This window comes from Pseudomonas putida, assembly GCF_028682635.1.
Taxonomy (GTDB): Bacteria; Pseudomonadota; Gammaproteobacteria; order Pseudomonadales; family Pseudomonadaceae; genus Aquipseudomonas; species Aquipseudomonas putida_AE.
Genome location: NZ_JANHLK010000003.1, coordinates 332,437 through 347,478 on the forward strand (window position 1 = coordinate 332,437; position 15,042 = coordinate 347,478).

Consider the following 15,042-nt stretch of genomic DNA (forward strand, 5'->3'; position numbering starts at 1 on the left):
AAGGTTCGCTACGTGATCGAGTTTCAAAACGTCCATAAAACCTACCGCGTCGCCGGTAAGGATATTCCCGCCCTGCATCCGACCAGTCTGACGATAGAGAATGGTCAGGTTTTTGGTCTGATCGGCCATTCCGGTGCGGGAAAAAGTACCCTGCTGCGTCTGATCAATCGCCTGGAAAACTCCAGTGGCGGCAAGATCATCGTGGATGGCGAAGAAGTCACGGCGCTCGACGCCAACGGGCTGCGCCGTTTCCGCCAGCAGGTCGGCATGATTTTCCAGCACTTCAACCTGCTGGCATCCAAGACCGTTGCCGACAACGTGGCCCTGCCACTGACGCTGGCGGGTGAAATGTCCCGCGCCGAGATCAATCAGCGTGTCGCCGAGTTGCTGGCCCGGGTCGGTCTGTCCGACCACGCCAACAAGTACCCGGCGCAATTGTCCGGCGGCCAGAAGCAGCGCGTCGGCATTGCCCGCGCTCTGGCGACCAAGCCGAAAATCCTCCTGTGCGATGAAGCCACCAGCGCCCTCGACCCGCAAACCACGGCGTCGGTCCTGCAACTGCTGGCCGAAATCAATCGCGAGCTGAAGCTGACCATCGTGCTGATCACCCATGAAATGGACGTGATTCGCCGGGTCTGCGACCAGGTCGGGGTGATGGATGCTGGCGTGATCGTCGAGCAAGGCACGGTGGCCGAGGTGTTCCTGCATCCAAAACACCCGACGACCAAGCGCTTCGTGCAAGAAGACGAGCAGATCGACGAAGGCGAACAGCGCGACGACTTCGCTCACGTGCCAGGCCGCATCGTGCGTCTGACCTTCCAGGGCGAAGCGACCTACGCTCCGCTGCTGGGTACCGTCGCTCGGGAAACCGGTGTGGACTACAGCATCCTGGCCGGTCGTATCGACCGCATCAAGGACATCCCTTACGGGCAACTGACCCTGGCCGTGACCGGCGGTGACATGGAAGCGGCCTTCGCCCGCTTCACCGCGGCCGACGTCCACATGGAGGTGCTGCGCTAATGGAAGCCCTGACAACTTTCTTCGCCAATATCGACTGGTTCGAAATCTGGCTGGCCACCGGCGACACCCTGCTGATGCTCGGCGGTTCGCTGTTGTTCACCGTGTTGCTGGGCCTGCCGCTGGGTGTGCTGCTGTTCCTCTGCAGCCCGCGTCAGTTGCTGGAAGCCAAAGGCGTGTACGCGATGTTGTCCCTGGTGGTGAACATTCTGCGTTCGCTGCCGTTCATCATCCTGCTGATCGTGATGATTCCGTTCACCGTGTTGATCACCGGGACTTCCCTCGGCGTCGCCGGTGCAATCCCGCCGCTGGTGGTGGGGGCCACACCGTTCTTCGCGCGACTGGTGGAAACCGCGTTGCGTGAAGTGGATCGCGGCATCATCGAAGCGACCCAGGCCATGGGCGCAACGACACGGCAGATCATCACCAATGCCTTGCTGCCCGAAGCCCGCCCGGGCATCTTCGCGGCGATTACGGTGACAGCCATTACACTGGTGTCCTACACGGCAATGGCCGGTGTGGTCGGTGCCGGTGGCCTGGGCGACCTGGCGATCCGCTTCGGTTACCAGCGTTTCCAGACTGATGTAATGGTGGTCACGGTGGTGTTGCTGCTGGTGCTGGTGCAGGTCCTGCAAACCGTCGGCGACAAGCTGGTTGTGCATTTTTCCCGGAAATAAAAAGCTCTCGTTAATGATCAATGAGCCGGCCATTCGCTGGCAGGCGCCAAACGGGCGCCGCAAGCGGGTACCCACAAGGAGTTAGCTGAATGAAAAAACTACTCGTCGCGTTCGCTGCCGTTGCAGCCTTTTCCGCCCATGCCGCCGACACCCTGACTGTCGCGGCGACTCCGGTTCCGCACGCGGAAATCCTCGAGTTCGTGAAACCGGCACTGGCCCAGCAAGGCGTCGACCTCAAGGTCAAGGTCTTCACCGACTACATCCAGCCGAACGTGCAGGTCGCGGAAAAACGCCTGGACGCCAACTTCTTCCAGCACCAGCCATACCTGGATGAATTCAACAAGGCCAAGGGCACTAACCTGATTTCGGTTGCCGGCGTGCACCTGGAGCCCCTGGGCGCTTACTCCAGCAAGTACAAGACCCTGGAAGAACTGCCAAGCACCGCCACCGTGGTGATCCCGAACGACGCCACCAACGGCGGCCGTGCGCTGCTGCTGCTGGCCAAGGCCGGTGTGATCAAGTTGCAGGATTCGAACAACATCCTGTCGACGGTCAAGGACATTACCGAGAACCCGAAGAACCTGAAGTTCCGTGAGCTCGAAGCCGCGACCATTCCGCGTGTACTGACCCAGGTCGACCTGGCGCTGATCAACACCAACTACGCGCTGGAAGCCAAGCTCGATCCGTCCAAGGACGCGCTGGTCATCGAAGGCAGCGACTCGCCTTACGTGAACATCCTTGTCGCCCGCCCGGACGACAAGGACAGCGAAGCGATGAAGAAGCTGGTAGCTGCGCTGCACAGTCCGGAAGTGAAGGCTTTCATCCTCGAGAAGTACAAAGGCGCGGTCGTGCCGGCGTTCTGATTTGTAGCTATGACGAAAAAAAAGGGGCGCATTGAATGCGCCCCTTTTTTTCGCCTGAAACACTGCCCTTGTAGGAGCCCGGCTTGCCGGCGAAGGCGATCTCACGGGCCCCTTCGCCGGCAAGCCGGGCTCCTACAGGTTGCGTGGTGTTCTCACTGACGGTTAAGCATCACCGGCAATTGCGCCACCAGCTTCACATTGTTCAACGGCGCCCGAATAAACCCGCGCTGGGTTCCGTCCGGCCCGATGACAGCAAGGTTGCCACTGTGGTCAACGGTGTAGTTCGGCTTGCTGGTGTCCGCCGGAATGAACGGAATGCTCACGGCGTTGGCCACTTTCTGCAGGTCTTCAATAGAAGTGGGGGTCAGGCCGACAAACTGTGGATCGAAGTAACCCAGGTACTGCTTGAGCTGCTTGGGCGTATCGCGGTTGGGATCGACGCTGACCAAAACGATCTGCAACTTGTCCACCGCCTCGGGCGGCAGTTCACTTTTTATCTGGCGCAGTTGGGCGAGGGTGGTCGGGCAGATGTCCGGGCAGAAGGTGTAGCCGAAGAACAGCAGCGACCATTTGCCTTTGAGTTCGTTGACCGCCACCGGCTTGCCGTCCTGGTCGGTCATCGTCACGCTCGGCAGGTTGCGGCTTTGCGGCAGCAGGATGATCCCGGCGTCGATCAGTGCCGTCGGGTCGCCCTGGCCTTTGCCGGACAGCACTTTATTGATGGTCAGGCCCAGGACCAGCGCGATCAGGGCGACAAGGATGAAGATGGTTTTCTGGGTTCGGGTCATAGATTCAACAATAAGTAGTGGTCAACGAGCAGGGCGATGAACAGCAGAAACAAGTAGTAGATAGAGTACTTGAAGGTGTTGATCGCCGCGTGCGGCCGAGTGCCACGGTACAGCACCACGGCCCATTGCAGGAATCTGGCGCCAAGACCGATGGCGCAGATCAGGTAGAGCAGGCCGCTCATGTGGATCACGTAGGGCATAAGGCTGACGGCCAACAGCGCGCAGGTGTAAAGCAGGATGTGGATTTTGGTGTAGTGCTCGCCGTGGGTCACCGGCAGCATCGGGATGTCGGCCTTGGCATATTCCTCCTTGCGATGGATGGCCAGCGCCCAGAAGTGCGGCGGGGTCCAGGCGAAGATGATCAGCACCAGCAGCAGCGGTTCGGCACTGACGTGGCCGGTGGCGGCGGTCCAGCCGAGCAGCGGTGGGGCGGCACCGGCCAGGCCTCCGATGACGATGTTCTGCGGCGTCGCGCGCTTGAGGAAACCGGTGTAGACCACCGCGTAGCCGAGCAGGGAGGCGAGTGTCAGCCATGCTGTCAGTGGGTTGGTGAAGGCCAGCAACAAGGCCTGGCCGAGCAGCGCCAGCACCAGGGCAAAGGTTAGCGCGGCGGCCGGAGACACCCGGCCTTCAGCCAGCGGCCGCTTGTGGGTGCGTGCCATGACCGCATCGATCCGCCGGTCCACCACATGGTTGACCGCCGCCGCACCGCCTGCACACAGGGCAATGCCCAGGTTACCGAACACCAGCACCGTCCATGGCACTCCGGCGCGCGTCGCGAGGAACATCCCCACCAGCGAAGTGATGAGCATCAGCACCACCACTTTCGGTTTGGTCAGCTCCAGGTAGTCACGCCAGATCGCCTGGCTGTGACGCGCGCCGATCAGAATCGCCATGGCATCTCTCCTTTTATTGTTATGGGCCCGGCTGAGTGTTTACGCGGGCTGAAGCGCCAGCGAGTCGGCTGCTTGACCCGAACCAGGCTGGTCCGGGCGTGATAGTTGACCAGCACCATCGTCAGCAGCAGCGCCGCGCCCCCGGCGTTGTGGGCGACGGCCACTGGCAGCGGCAGATGAAACAGCACGTTGCTGATGCCCAGGGTGATTTGCGCGGCGAGAGCGATCAGCACCAGCCCCGCCAGGCGCGTCATGCCCACGACTTTCAGTTGCCACGCCAGGCCGAGCAGCACCAGCGTGACCAGCAGCGCGCCGATACGGTGAGTCAGGTGAATAGCGGTGCGGGCGTCGCTGTCCAGTTGCCCGCCGAGGTAGTTCGGGCCGATGTGTTGGGTCAGGTGAAAACCATTGGCAAAGTCGGCTGGCGGCAGCCATTGACCATGGCAGGTCGGAAAGTCGATACAGGCCACAGCGGCGTAGTTGGAACTCACCCAACCGCCGAGGGCAATTTGCCCGATCACCAGCAACAACCCGGCAGTCGCCCAGTACTGCAAGCGCCGCGGCACCGTCAGTGCGGGTAGAACTCCGGACAGGCGCAAGGTCAGCAGAAACAGCAGGCTCAAGGTCGCAAAGCCGCCCAGCAGATGCCCGGTGACCACTTGCGGCCAGAGCTTGAGCGTCACCGTCCACATGCCGAACGCCGCCTGGGCGAATACCACCGCCAGCAGGAACAACGGCAGCTTCACCGGTTGCCCCGGATGCCGGCGATGGACCCAGGCCCGACCGGCCAACACCGAGATCAGCAGCCCCAGCGTGCCGGCGAAGTAGCGGTGGATCATCTCATTCCAGCCTTTATGGGCTTCGACAGGCGTGTCCGGGAAATGCAATTCGGCATGGGCCAATTGCGCTTCGCTTTTCGGCACGCTGATAAAGCCATAGCAGCCGGGCCAGTCCGGGCAGCCCAGGCCTGCGTGGGTCAGGCGGGTATAAGCCCCGAGCAACACCACAATCAGTGCCAGCAAGGTGGCAAACAACGCGAGGCGAAATCCAGGCTTGGCCATGACGATGCCCTCATCCGATGTTCGACAGTTTCAACAGGTGACGCAGGTCGTTGAGCAGGTCCTTGCCTTTGACTGACGGGTCGTAGCGCAGCACCAGATTGCCGTGGGGGTCGATGATCCACAGCTGTGGCACCGCCTTGCCACCGGTGGTTTTGTTGAAGGTGTTCACGTCCAGCGGATAGCGCTGCAGTTGAGGATACTCCCGCGTCAACTTGGCGTCGTAATCAGTGCCCAGCGGCTGCGCGACGGCAATGGCATGGCTGGCGCGCCCGGCATCGCGGCCCAGGCCGATCTGGACCTGCCGTGCCAGGTACACCAGTTGCTGACAGTCCACCGCACACTCCTTGGGTGCGGTCACCAGCAACTGCCAGCGTTGTTCATCGGCCTGCACGCCAAGGTTGGCGCGGGTCTGGCCGTTGCCGATCAGTTCGCCGTGGTAACTGCGACCCTCCGGCACCCAGAACTGCAATTTGTACATGCCGGTGGCGAGGATCATCGGACCGATCACCCCGAGCACAATCAGCAGCAGTTGCAGGCGACCCTTGCGCCGACTCGCCAGCGTTTTGGCCTCAGACATGCTGGGTGGATTCATGGCCGCTCCCATGGTGTTTCTCCTTTGCGTTGTGCCAGCCGAGGTAGAGATAAAGACCGAACAGGGCGATCGCCAGGGCGAACCACTGCACGGCATAAGCGAGGTGTTTTTCCGGGCCCATGGCCACGACTGGCCAATCGGCCTGGTACGTGGCGGGTCCGGTTTCTGCGCGTAATTCGTAGGCGTAGCCTTCGCGGTCCAGGGCTTTCCAGAGAGCGTTCGGATCAATGGCCGTCAGCAGTTTTGGCCAGGTACGGGTATTGGGGTCAGCGTGGAGCTGGAAAGTGGCACCGGGAGGCACGTAGACCCAGGCGTCGAGACTCAAGAGGGTGTCGGGCGTGGTGAATTGCGGCGGTGTACGGCGGTCCGGCCAGGGCAGCCAGCCGCGGTTGACCAGCAGCCACAGCCCGGTGGCTTGATCGTGAAACGGTTGCAACAATTCGACCCCGACCTTGCCATCGCGCTGGCGGTTATCCAGCAACAGGCTGTGGCCGGCGTCGAACTGGCCGTGCAGGTGAACCCGGCGGAAGGCCGGATCTGCGGTGTGTTGCAGCTCGGTGCTGGCCATCGGTTCGGCGGCCCGGCGCTCGGCGTAGCTTTGCAGCAGCGCGCTTTTCTCCGCGCCCCGACTCAATTGCCAGAACCCGAGCGACACCAGCAGCGGCAGCAACAGCGCCACCACCAGTGTCGGAATGATGCCCGGCCGAAAGCGCTTCATGGCCTGGCCAGAAAGTCGGTCGTCGCGATAGCTATACTCAAGTGCATCGCTTGTCCCCCGGAGTCCCACCATGCTCAAAACAGCCATCGTCCTGATGCTGATTGCCACGGTTGTCAGCCTGTTCAGCGGCCTGTTTTTTCTGGTCAAGGACGACAGCAGTTCGAACCGCCTCGTCATTGCCTTGAGTGTTCGTGTCGCGCTGGCCGCCATTACCGTCGGCTTGATCGCCTGGGGTTTTTTCAGCGGCCAGCTGGTTTCCCATGCCCCTTGGTAGGGCGCGCAAAGCGCGAGCTTCAAGCTTCAAGCTTCAAGCTTCAAGCTCGTAGCTCGTAGCTCGTAGCTCGTAGCTCGTAGCTCGTAGCTTGCAGCTGCTCTTAAAGCACATAGACGAAAACGAACAGCCCGATCCACACCACATCCACGAAGTGCCAGTACCAACTCGCAGCCTCGAAGGCAAACTGGTGTTCGTTGTCGAAGTGTCCACGCATGACCCGCATCAGCATCACGAACAGGATGATGGTGCCGATCGTCACATGCGCGCCGTGAAACCCCGTGAGCATGAAGAACGTGGCGCCGTAGATGCCTGAACCCAGGGTCAGGCCCAGTTCATGGTAGGCATGGATGTACTCTTCGGCCTGGAAGCCGAGGAAGGCACAGCCCAGCAGCACGGTGAGCGCCAGCCAGATTTTCAGCGCGCCGCGATGGCCCTTTTTCAAGGCATGGTGGGCGATGGTCACGGTCACGCTGGAACTCACCAGCAAAACCGTGTTGAGCAGCGGCAGGCCCCAGGGGCTGATGACTTCCTTGGGCGGCGGAAAGAGTTTGGAATCCGGGTTATTCAGCAGCGGCCAGGTGAACTGGAAATTCGGCCAGAGCATATGAGCCAGGCCTTTGGCGCCTTCACCGCCGAGTGCCGGGCCGGACACATGGCGCACATAAAACAGCGCGCCGAAAAAGGCGATGAAGAACATTACCTCCGAGAAAATGAACCAGCTCATGCCCCAGCGGAACGAGCGATCCATCTGCGCGCTGTACAAGCCGCTGCGACTTTCCTTGATCACCGTACCGAACCAGCCAAAGAGCATGTAGGCCAGCAGCAGCCCACCAACGAAAAAGATCAGCGGGCCGTGGGATTCCGGCCGCGCCGCTTTCAGATCGTTGAACCAGGTGGCCAGGCCGAGCACTGTGACGAACATCCCGACCGTGGCGATGATCGGCCATTTGCTCTGGGCCGGAACGTAATAATGTTCATGAGTTGCCATTTATTGTTCTCCTTATCGGGCACGCTCAACCGCCAGTATTGACTGCGACCGGTGGATGTCGGGCGGTGATATCGAACAGCGTGTAGGACAGCGTCAGGTGCTTCACATCCTTGGGCATGTCACGGTCAACGATGAAACGTACCGGCATCTCGATCCGTTGACCGGGCTGCAGCACTTGTTGGGTAAAGCAGAAGCATTCGGTCTTGTGGAAGTACGCCGCTGCCGCGCTGGGCGCGATGCTCGGGACCGCCTGGGCGCTCATCGGCTTGTCGGTGGGGTTGTGCGCGATGAAGATCATCTCGTTCACCGCCCCGGGGTTGGCCGTCAATTCATCGTGCTTGGGATAGAAATCCCAGGACATGTCGGCGGAATTGGTCGACAGGAACTGCACGCGAACCTGCCGCGAGGTATCGACCGTCTGTTCGCCCTCATACTGCCCGGCGGTCTTGCCATTGATGCCGAATGCCTTGCACATCACGTCGTAGATCGGCACCAGGGCAAAGCCGAAGACAAACATCGCTACCACCACGAGCAATAGGCGAGTGACGAGCTTCTTCATCGAAATTGAATCAGCCATGATTCCAAACCTCCGCCGAAATTCCTGTAGGAGCCGGCTTGCTGGCGATGCAGGCACCGCGGCCTGTCTGATGAACCGCGTTATCGTTCATCGCCAGCAAGCCGGCTCCTACAAGGGCCATGTTCATTTCACTTCCGGCGGCGTGGTGAAGGTGTGATACGGCGCCGGCGACGGGATGCTCCATTCCAGACCCTCAGCCCCATCCCACGGTTTGGCCGGTGCTGGCGGGCCGCCGCGGATGGTCTTGATCACTATGAACAGGAAGAAAATCTGCGTGGCGCCGAACATGAAGGCGCCGATCGACGACACCATGTTGAAGTCGGCGAATTGCAGGTTGTAGTCCGGAATCCGCCGCGGCATGCCTGCCAACCCTACGAAGTGCATCGGGAAGAAGGCCATGTTCATGCCGATGAACGACAGCCAGAAATGCAGCTTGCCGAGGGTTTCGTCGTACATGTGACCGGTCCATTTCGGCATCCAGTAGTAGGCCGAGGCGAAGATCCCGAAGATGGCGCCGGGCACCAGTACGTAGTGGAAGTGTGCGACCACGAAGTAGGTGTCCTGGTACTGGAAATCCGCGGGTGCGATGGCCAGCATCAGCCCCGAGAAACCGCCGATGGAGAACAGGATCACGAACGCCACGGCAAACAGCATGGGCGTTTCGAAGGTCAGCGAGCCTTGCCACATGGTACTGGCCCAGTTGAACACCTTGACCCCGGTGGGCACCGCGATCAGCAAGGTGGCGTACATGAAGAACAGCTCGCCCACCAGTGGAATGCCGACCACGAACATGTGGTGCGCCCAGACGATGAACGACAGGAACGCGATACTCGCCGTGGCGTAGACCATCGAGGTGTAGCCGAACAATGGCTTGCGCGAAAAGGCCGGAATGATCGAGCTGACGGCACCGAAGGCCGGCAGGATCATGATGTACACCTCGGGGTGGCCGAAGAACCAGAACACGTGCTGGAACAGCACGGGGTCACCGCCGCCAGCGGCACTGAAAAAACTGGTGCCGAAGTGAATGTCCATCAGCATCATCGTCACGCATCCGGCCAGTACCGGCATCACCGCGATCAGCAGGAACGCGGTGATCAGCCAGGTCCAGACGAACAGCGGCATTTTCATCAGCGTCATGCCGGGGGCGCGCAGATTGAGAATGGTCGCGATCACGTTGATCGCCCCCATGATCGAACTGATCCCCATCAAGTGGATGGCGAAGATGAAGAACGTCACGCTTTCCGGTGCATAGGTCGTCGACAGCGGCGCGTAGAACGTCCAGCCGAAGTTGGGACCGCCGCCCGGGGTGAACAGGGTCGAAACCAGCAGGATGAACGCCGCCGGCAACAGCCAGAAGCTGAAGTTGTTCATCCGTGGCAACGCCATGTCGGGTGCGCCGATCATCAGCGGGACCATCCAGTTGGCGAGGCCGACAAAGGCCGGCATCACCGCACCGAAGACCATCACCAGGCCGTGCATGGTGGTCATCTGGTTGAAGAATTCCGGCTGGACGATCTGCAGCCCTGGCTGGAACAGTTCGGCGCGGATCACCATCGCGAACGAGCCGCCCAGCAGGAACATGGAGAACGCAAACCACAGGTACAGCGTACCGATGTCCTTGTGGTTGGTGGTCAGCACCCAGCGCATCAGGCCTTTGGCAGGGCCGTGGGCGTGGTCGTGGGCCGCGCCGGTATGAACATGGTCATCGACTACAACAGTCATGTCCTGTCTCCTGCAAACAGATGAGCTGGGCAGGCCGGGGCGCGATGCCCCGACCGATTCCTTGGGTGCGCAATAGACCGGGTCATTTGCTTTCCGCCTGTTTCAGCTCCAGCACTTCTTTAGGGGTGACCATGTCGCCCTTATTGTTGCCCCAGGCGTTACGCTCGTAGGTCACGACCGCTGCGATATCGACTTCCGACAGTTGCTTGCCGAACGCCGCCATGGCGGTACCAGGCTTGCCGTGGAAGACAATGCTCAGGTGATCCTTGATGGGTCCGGTGGCGATTTTCGAGCCCTTGAGTGCCGGGAACATCGGCGGCAGCCCTTGACCCTCGGCCTGGTGACAGGCCACGCAGGCGGTGTGATAGACCTTGTCGCCGCGCTCCTTGAGCTCGTCGAGGGTCCATTCCTTGCTGGTCAGCTCCTTGAGTTGTGCGGCTTCAGCCTTGCGCTCGCCCAGCCATTTTTCGTAGTCGGCCTTTTCCTTGACCTCGACCACGATCGGCATGAACCCGTGGTCCTTGCCGCACAGCTCGGCGCATTGACCGCGGTAGATGCCGGGTTTTTCGACACGGGTCCAGGCTTCATTGACGAACCCCGGGATCGCATCGCGCTTGACCGCGAAGGCCGGCACCCACCAGGAGTGGATCACGTCGGCGGAGGTCACCAGGAAGCGCACCTTGGCGCCGATCGGCAGCACCAGGGGCTTGTCGACCTCGAGCAGGTAGTGCTCGGTCTTGGCTTCCTTGTTGTGGATCTGATCGGCGGGAGTGGCCAGGTTGCTGAAGAACTCGACGTCCTGGCCCAGGTATTTGTAGTGCCATTTCCACTGATAGCCGGTGACCTGGATATCGATATCCGGCTCACTGGCGTCGTACATCTTGATCAGGGTGGCGGTCGCCGGAACCGCCATGGCCACCAGGATCACGAAGGGCACGATGGTCCAGAGGATTTCGACGGTGGTACTTTCATGAAATTTTGCCGCCACCTGCCCGGTTGAGCGGCGATGGAGGATCATCGACCAGAACATGGCGCCAAAGACGATGATGCCGATCACTACACAGATCCAGAAAATGGTCATGTGCAGGTCAAACACAGCGTGACTGATTTCAGTCGCTCCAGGCGCCATATTCACAGTCCAGGCCGCTTGCGCCTGACTGAAAATCGACCACAACAGGAGGCCCATCCAGACATGTGGATGTCGCATCATTGCGGGTTCCCCTTATCGTTCTTGTTATCCCGCCGGCTTTCACCTGCGGCAAGGGAGCGGCTGCATCAGACTACGAACTTGAATCGCCGGGCCTTGCTGCAGTGCAGTCGGGCGTCATCAGCTAACTCCATTCCAACCCGAGTATAGACAGCGACTCCCACCTCGCAATGTGCTGGCGTAAATCAACTGAAACAGCATTAACTTGCGTTGCAGGGCACGAATGGAGAAGGATGCAGACGAGTGGTGGCAAACCGATATAACGGAGGCGTCTCAAGGATGAAATAATTATGACAAATGCGTCTTAGCATTTTTCGTAAGCCAGCTAAGTTATGTCTTCCCTATTTCATTGCCTTTGTTTCCTGGAGTTTTCATGAACACCGCCGCATTGCGCGAGCAGATCCAACAAGCCCAACAACACGAAACCGAGACCGGCCTGCTGACGCGTCAACTTGAAACCAAGCTGCCTCATTTGCACCCGGCTATCCAATTGCCGGAAGCGGACGCCAACGGCGTGCTGACGCGTTTTGTCGCCGCTTACATCGACGAAGTTCCGGATCTGCTGGATGCAGCCAATGAAGTTGCCAGGGAAGCGGGCATCGAGTCACAGATCAAACCGGTGCTGAAAATCGCCGAGCAGTACTTCCTCCAGCCGCCAGCGATCATGGCAGGGCACGTCGGGCTCGACAGCCTGCTGGACGAAGCCTATCTGGCACACCGGTTCGTCGAAGAGGTCAACGACCTGTACATCAAGCATCTTGGCCAGCCACTGATCCCCTTGGACATGACTGTCGCCAACCTGATTGCTCATCAATTGATCGGTGAGGAATTTGCCAACCAACTTGATGAAGCTGTGCATCACGCCATCGACGAGATGCTTAACGAAGAGAGCTTTGCGCTGGAGTCGGTGGAGGCCTACCGCGAGAAACTCAGCAGTCCGGACACCGGCGCTGCCTGGAAGCGCTGGCCGTGCATGTCCCGTCGCCTGGGCGTGGGCCTGGAGCTGGATCAGCCCGTCGCCTGACTCCATTCCTTGTAGGAGCCGGCTTGCTGGCGATCCAGACGACACGGTCTGCCTGACACACCGCGTCGCCTGGATCGCCAGCAAACCGGCTCCTGCAAGTTTCAGGTGGTGGAGCCTACGCCGGTGTTGGTCCGCACCCGCCCTTCCAACCTGCGTTTCAACCCCCGCGCCTCAATCAGCAGCCTTGACCCTTTGGCCGCATTCGCCCGACCCCATTCTTCCAGCAACTCCAGGCACGAGTGATCGATGTAGCTCAAGTTATTGAGCGGCACATGCACCGTCGCACCCGCTGGAATGCTGCCCAGTACCTGCGTCAACGCCGGCACTTTGAGAAAAGTCGCCGCACCCACCAGGCGCAGCTCCATTTCGCCGTCCTGCGCCAAGTCGATTAGGCTGATCTTCAGGCGCGAGGCTTTCAACGCCAGTTTCACCAGGGTCAAACCGAAGCCGACCAGCACGCCTGTCAGCAGGTCAGTGAAGATGATCGCCAGCGCTGTCGCGGCATACGTGAACATCGGCATCCGACCGTAGCGACCCAAACCTCGAAATGCCTTGAGATCGACCAGCTTGAAACCCGTGTACACCAACACACCGGCCAGGCTCGCTACCGGAATGCTTTGCAGCACGCTCGACAGCAACATCACGAACGCCAGGAGCCACAATCCGTGGAAAATCGTCGAGTAGCGCGTGGTGGCACCGGCCTGGACGTTGGCCGAACTGCGGACGATCACCCCGGTCATCGGCAACGCGCCGAGCAATCCGCAAAGCATGTTGCCGACGCCCTGGGCAGACAGTTCGCGATCGAAGTCCGAACGTTGGCCGCTGTGCATGCGGTCGACCGCGGCGGCGGACAGCAGGGTTTCGGCGCTGGCGATGAAGGCTACCGCGAACGCCGCGATCAGCAGTGTAGGGTCAGCCAGGTTGAGCAAATCCGCAGGTTTCAGCCAGTCGATGGCTTCGGCCAGGTTGGCCGGCACTTCCACCCGTTTGACTTGCAGCGCCAGTACCAGGCTGGCGACGGTGGCAATCCCGACTCCTAGCAGTGCGCCGGGCACGAAGCGCAGGGAATGGGGGCGCAGCTTTTCCCACAGCCACATCACCGCGATCGTTCCCAGCCCGAGCAAACCGGCCTGCCAGCCAAAGGAGGGCAACGCCTGGGACACGGCGGCGGGGAAGGCTGCCAGGTTATCCAGCCCCGAGGGCTTGGGCGTGGCGTCCAGCATCACGTGTATCTGTGACAGGACGATCAACACCCCGATCCCGGCGAGCATGCCGTAGACCACGGCGGGTGCTGTCACGCGAAACCAGCACCCCAGTTTCAGCCGACCGGCGACCAGTTGCAGAAAGCCCGCCAACAGCAGGATCGGCCCGAGCATGGCCACACCATGCTGGCGAACCAGTTCGAACACCAGCACTGCCAGGCCTGCCGCCGGGCCGCTGACTTGCAACGGCGAGCCGGCCAGCCAGCCGACCACCAGTCCACCGATGATCCCGGTGATCAGGCCTTTGGCCGGTGGCAGTCCCGAAGCAATGGCAATGCCCATGCACAAGGGCAGGGCGACCAGAAACACAACCACCGAAGCCAACAGCTCCCGTGGCAGCACAGCTTTAAGTTGCGCAGCACGCATGATGATTCTCCCGAAGATTTCTTCAGGCATGGCGAAGCCAGGCTGCCTGATCGGCAGCCTCGACTGAACCACACGGGTATTTAGGAGGATTTAGAAGCGCGCTTTGGGCGTCGCGACCGGAATAGGCAGGCTGCCATTGAGCGGCAGGAAACAACCCTTGTCGGCGTCGTAGGCTTTTATTTCGCTGGTTTCGATGTTGTAGACCCAACCGTGGATGAACAACTGACCATTGGCCATGCGTGAAGCCACCGAGGGGTGCGTGCGCAAGTGCTGCAACTGGGCGATCACATTTTCCTCGGTGAGGATGTGCATGCTTTCGTTTTCATCGGCGCAGTTGCAGTTTTCCTGGACCATGGTCTTGGCCACTTCGGCATGCCGCAGCCAGGCTTTGACCGTGGGCATCTTTTCCAGGCTCTGCGGGTTGAGTACCGCTCGCATGGCGCCGCAATCGGAGTGCCCGCAAATGATGATGTGGTGCACTCCCAGCGCCAGCACCGCGTACTCGATGGCCGTGGAAACGCCGCCGTTCATTTGCCCGTATGGTGGCACGACGTTGCCGACGTTGCGGGTCACGAACAGGTCGCCGGGGGCGCTGTGGGTAATTAGTTCGGGAACGATGCGCGAATCGGCGCACGCAATGAACATGGCGCGCGGGCGCTGGGCCGTGGCGAGTTTCTTGAAGAGTTCTTCCTGTTGCGGAAAGATCTCATGATGAAAATGCAAAAAGCCGTCAACGATATGCTGCAGCGCTGCATCGGCGGTTTCCGCCTCGGGTTGGGCAGAAGCCGACGCAGCCAACGGCTGTTTATCCTTGTCACTCATGATTCATCCTCTTTGGCGGAGTCAGGGATAATCCCGTTTTGTCCGGTGTGAAGCCAGTGGCTGTTTAAAAAACATCCAGGTCGTGAAGCTCGACCCGTCAGTCACTCGATGAACAAGGTAGCCCTCGAATCTTAACTCAAACTGAAAAAACCGCTCTAGAACCTGTGTTCCAGGTCACAAAAAACGTG

16 protein-coding genes are annotated in these 15,042 nt (G+C 60.4%); 5 read left to right on the forward strand and 11 right to left on the reverse strand.

The annotated features are described in order from the left end of the window. Window positions 1–12 precede the first annotated feature (12 nt). The 3 genes from NPS56_RS05805 (at window position 13) to NPS56_RS05815 (ending at window position 2,557) form a co-directional block, all read left to right on the forward strand. Window positions 13–1,020: a methionine ABC transporter ATP-binding protein gene (locus tag NPS56_RS05805; RefSeq protein ID WP_274073833.1), complete on the forward strand. Its 1,008-nt coding sequence runs from the start codon at window positions 13–15 to the stop codon at window positions 1,018–1,020. After that, complete coding sequence (locus NPS56_RS05810) at window positions 1,020–1,694, forward strand: methionine ABC transporter permease (RefSeq protein WP_008027679.1); 675 nt, start codon at window positions 1,020–1,022, stop codon at window positions 1,692–1,694. The genes NPS56_RS05805 and NPS56_RS05810 overlap by 1 nt, the downstream gene beginning before the upstream one ends. Before the next feature lie 89 nt (window positions 1,695–1,783). Beyond that, window positions 1,784–2,557 (forward strand): MetQ/NlpA family ABC transporter substrate-binding protein, encoded by a 774-nt coding sequence (locus NPS56_RS05815; RefSeq protein WP_274073834.1) that lies wholly within the window; start codon window positions 1,784–1,786, stop codon window positions 2,555–2,557. Between the two features lie 152 nt (window positions 2,558–2,709). Here NPS56_RS05815 and NPS56_RS05820 read toward each other — a convergent pair whose 3' ends face one another. Genes NPS56_RS05820 through NPS56_RS05840 form a run of 5 tightly spaced genes read right to left on the reverse strand, consistent with a single transcriptional unit; the run spans window position 2,710 to window position 6,612 of the window. Next, a complete protein-coding gene (locus NPS56_RS05820) occupies window positions 2,710–3,345 on the reverse strand; it encodes an SCO family protein (protein WP_274073835.1) in 636 nt (211 codons plus the stop codon). Then, complete coding sequence (cyoE, locus tag NPS56_RS05825) at window positions 3,342–4,241, reverse strand: heme o synthase (protein WP_274073836.1); 900 nt, start codon at window positions 4,239–4,241, stop codon at window positions 3,342–3,344. Before cyoE ends, NPS56_RS05820 begins: the two co-directional genes overlap by 4 nt. After that, a complete protein-coding gene (locus NPS56_RS05830) occupies window positions 4,229–5,302 on the reverse strand; it encodes a COX15/CtaA family protein (RefSeq protein WP_274073837.1) in 1,074 nt (357 codons plus the stop codon). The genes cyoE and NPS56_RS05830 overlap by 13 nt, the downstream gene beginning before the upstream one ends. A 10-nt stretch (window positions 5,303–5,312) precedes the next feature. After that, the gene (locus NPS56_RS05835; protein WP_274073838.1) at window positions 5,313–5,906 is read right to left on the reverse strand and encodes a hypothetical protein; all 594 of its coding nucleotides are present in this window, start codon (window positions 5,904–5,906) and stop codon (window positions 5,313–5,315) included. Further along, window positions 5,872–6,612, reverse strand: a complete 741-nt coding sequence (locus NPS56_RS05840; protein ID WP_274073839.1) for an SURF1 family protein — start codon at window positions 6,610–6,612, stop codon at window positions 5,872–5,874. Before NPS56_RS05840 ends, NPS56_RS05835 begins: the two co-directional genes overlap by 35 nt. A gap of 70 nt (window positions 6,613–6,682) precedes the next feature. On the opposite strand from NPS56_RS05840, the gene NPS56_RS05845 reads away from it, so the two are divergent. Further along, window positions 6,683–6,886 (forward strand): twin transmembrane helix small protein, encoded by a 204-nt coding sequence (locus tag NPS56_RS05845; RefSeq protein ID WP_075947087.1) that lies wholly within the window; start codon window positions 6,683–6,685, stop codon window positions 6,884–6,886. A gap of 100 nt (window positions 6,887–6,986) precedes the next feature. On the opposite strand, the gene NPS56_RS05850 is transcribed toward NPS56_RS05845, so the two are convergent. From NPS56_RS05850 to coxB, 4 genes are all read right to left on the reverse strand, one after another. Next, window positions 6,987–7,874, reverse strand: coding sequence for a cytochrome c oxidase subunit 3 (locus NPS56_RS05850; protein ID WP_274073840.1), 888 nt, complete (start codon window positions 7,872–7,874; stop codon window positions 6,987–6,989). Between the two features lie 25 nt (window positions 7,875–7,899). Then, window positions 7,900–8,451, reverse strand: coding sequence for a cytochrome c oxidase assembly protein (locus tag NPS56_RS05855; protein ID WP_034149469.1), 552 nt, complete (start codon window positions 8,449–8,451; stop codon window positions 7,900–7,902). Window positions 8,452–8,574: 123 nt separating this feature from the next. Then, window positions 8,575–10,173: a cytochrome c oxidase subunit I gene (gene ctaD, locus NPS56_RS05860; RefSeq protein ID WP_274073841.1), complete on the reverse strand. Its 1,599-nt coding sequence runs from the start codon at window positions 10,171–10,173 to the stop codon at window positions 8,575–8,577. A gap of 82 nt (window positions 10,174–10,255) precedes the next feature. Then, the gene (gene coxB / locus NPS56_RS05865) at window positions 10,256–11,383 is read right to left on the reverse strand and encodes a cytochrome c oxidase subunit II (RefSeq protein WP_274073842.1); all 1,128 of its coding nucleotides are present in this window, start codon (window positions 11,381–11,383) and stop codon (window positions 10,256–10,258) included. A gap of 370 nt (window positions 11,384–11,753) precedes the next feature. Between coxB and NPS56_RS05870 the strand changes: the two genes are divergently transcribed. After that, window positions 11,754–12,404: a hypothetical protein gene (locus tag NPS56_RS05870; RefSeq protein ID WP_274073843.1), complete on the forward strand. Its 651-nt coding sequence runs from the start codon at window positions 11,754–11,756 to the stop codon at window positions 12,402–12,404. 101 nt (window positions 12,405–12,505) lie between these two features. Here NPS56_RS05870 and NPS56_RS05875 read toward each other — a convergent pair whose 3' ends face one another. Next, a complete protein-coding gene (locus tag NPS56_RS05875; RefSeq protein WP_274073844.1) occupies window positions 12,506–14,032 on the reverse strand; it encodes a SulP family inorganic anion transporter in 1,527 nt (508 codons plus the stop codon). Window positions 14,033–14,122: 90 nt separating this feature from the next. Continuing rightward, window positions 14,123–14,854, reverse strand: a complete 732-nt coding sequence (locus NPS56_RS05880) for a carbonic anhydrase (protein WP_046818688.1) — start codon at window positions 14,852–14,854, stop codon at window positions 14,123–14,125. Window positions 14,855–15,042 lie beyond the last annotated feature (188 nt).

Coding starts and splice junctions, on each gene's coding strand:
- NPS56_RS05845 (WP_075947087.1), top strand. CDS start 6,683: ATGCTCAAAACAGCCATCGTCCTGATGCTGATTGCCACGGTTGTCAGC.
- NPS56_RS05810 (WP_008027679.1), top strand. CDS start 1,020: ATGGAAGCCCTGACAACTTTCTTCGCCAATATCGACTGGTTCGAAATC.
- NPS56_RS05855 (WP_034149469.1), bottom strand. CDS start 8,451: ATGGCTGATTCAATTTCGATGAAGAAGCTCGTCACTCGCCTATTGCTC.
- NPS56_RS05840 (WP_274073839.1), bottom strand. CDS start 6,612: ATGAAGCGCTTTCGGCCGGGCATCATTCCGACACTGGTGGTGGCGCTG.
- NPS56_RS05850 (WP_274073840.1), bottom strand. CDS start 7,874: ATGGCAACTCATGAACATTATTACGTTCCGGCCCAGAGCAAATGGCCG.
- ctaD (WP_274073841.1), bottom strand. CDS start 10,173: ATGACTGTTGTAGTCGATGACCATGTTCATACCGGCGCGGCCCACGAC.
- NPS56_RS05870 (WP_274073843.1), top strand. CDS start 11,754: ATGAACACCGCCGCATTGCGCGAGCAGATCCAACAAGCCCAACAACAC.
- NPS56_RS05830 (WP_274073837.1), bottom strand. CDS start 5,302: ATGGCCAAGCCTGGATTTCGCCTCGCGTTGTTTGCCACCTTGCTGGCA.
- cyoE (WP_274073836.1), bottom strand. CDS start 4,241: ATGGCGATTCTGATCGGCGCGCGTCACAGCCAGGCGATCTGGCGTGAC.
- NPS56_RS05835 (WP_274073838.1), bottom strand. CDS start 5,906: ATGGGAGCGGCCATGAATCCACCCAGCATGTCTGAGGCCAAAACGCTG.
- coxB (WP_274073842.1), bottom strand. CDS start 11,383: ATGATGCGACATCCACATGTCTGGATGGGCCTCCTGTTGTGGTCGATT.
- NPS56_RS05815 (WP_274073834.1), top strand. CDS start 1,784: ATGAAAAAACTACTCGTCGCGTTCGCTGCCGTTGCAGCCTTTTCCGCC.
- NPS56_RS05820 (WP_274073835.1), bottom strand. CDS start 3,345: ATGACCCGAACCCAGAAAACCATCTTCATCCTTGTCGCCCTGATCGCG.
- NPS56_RS05875 (WP_274073844.1), bottom strand. CDS start 14,032: ATGCGTGCTGCGCAACTTAAAGCTGTGCTGCCACGGGAGCTGTTGGCT.
- NPS56_RS05880 (WP_046818688.1), bottom strand. CDS start 14,854: ATGAGTGACAAGGATAAACAGCCGTTGGCTGCGTCGGCTTCTGCCCAA.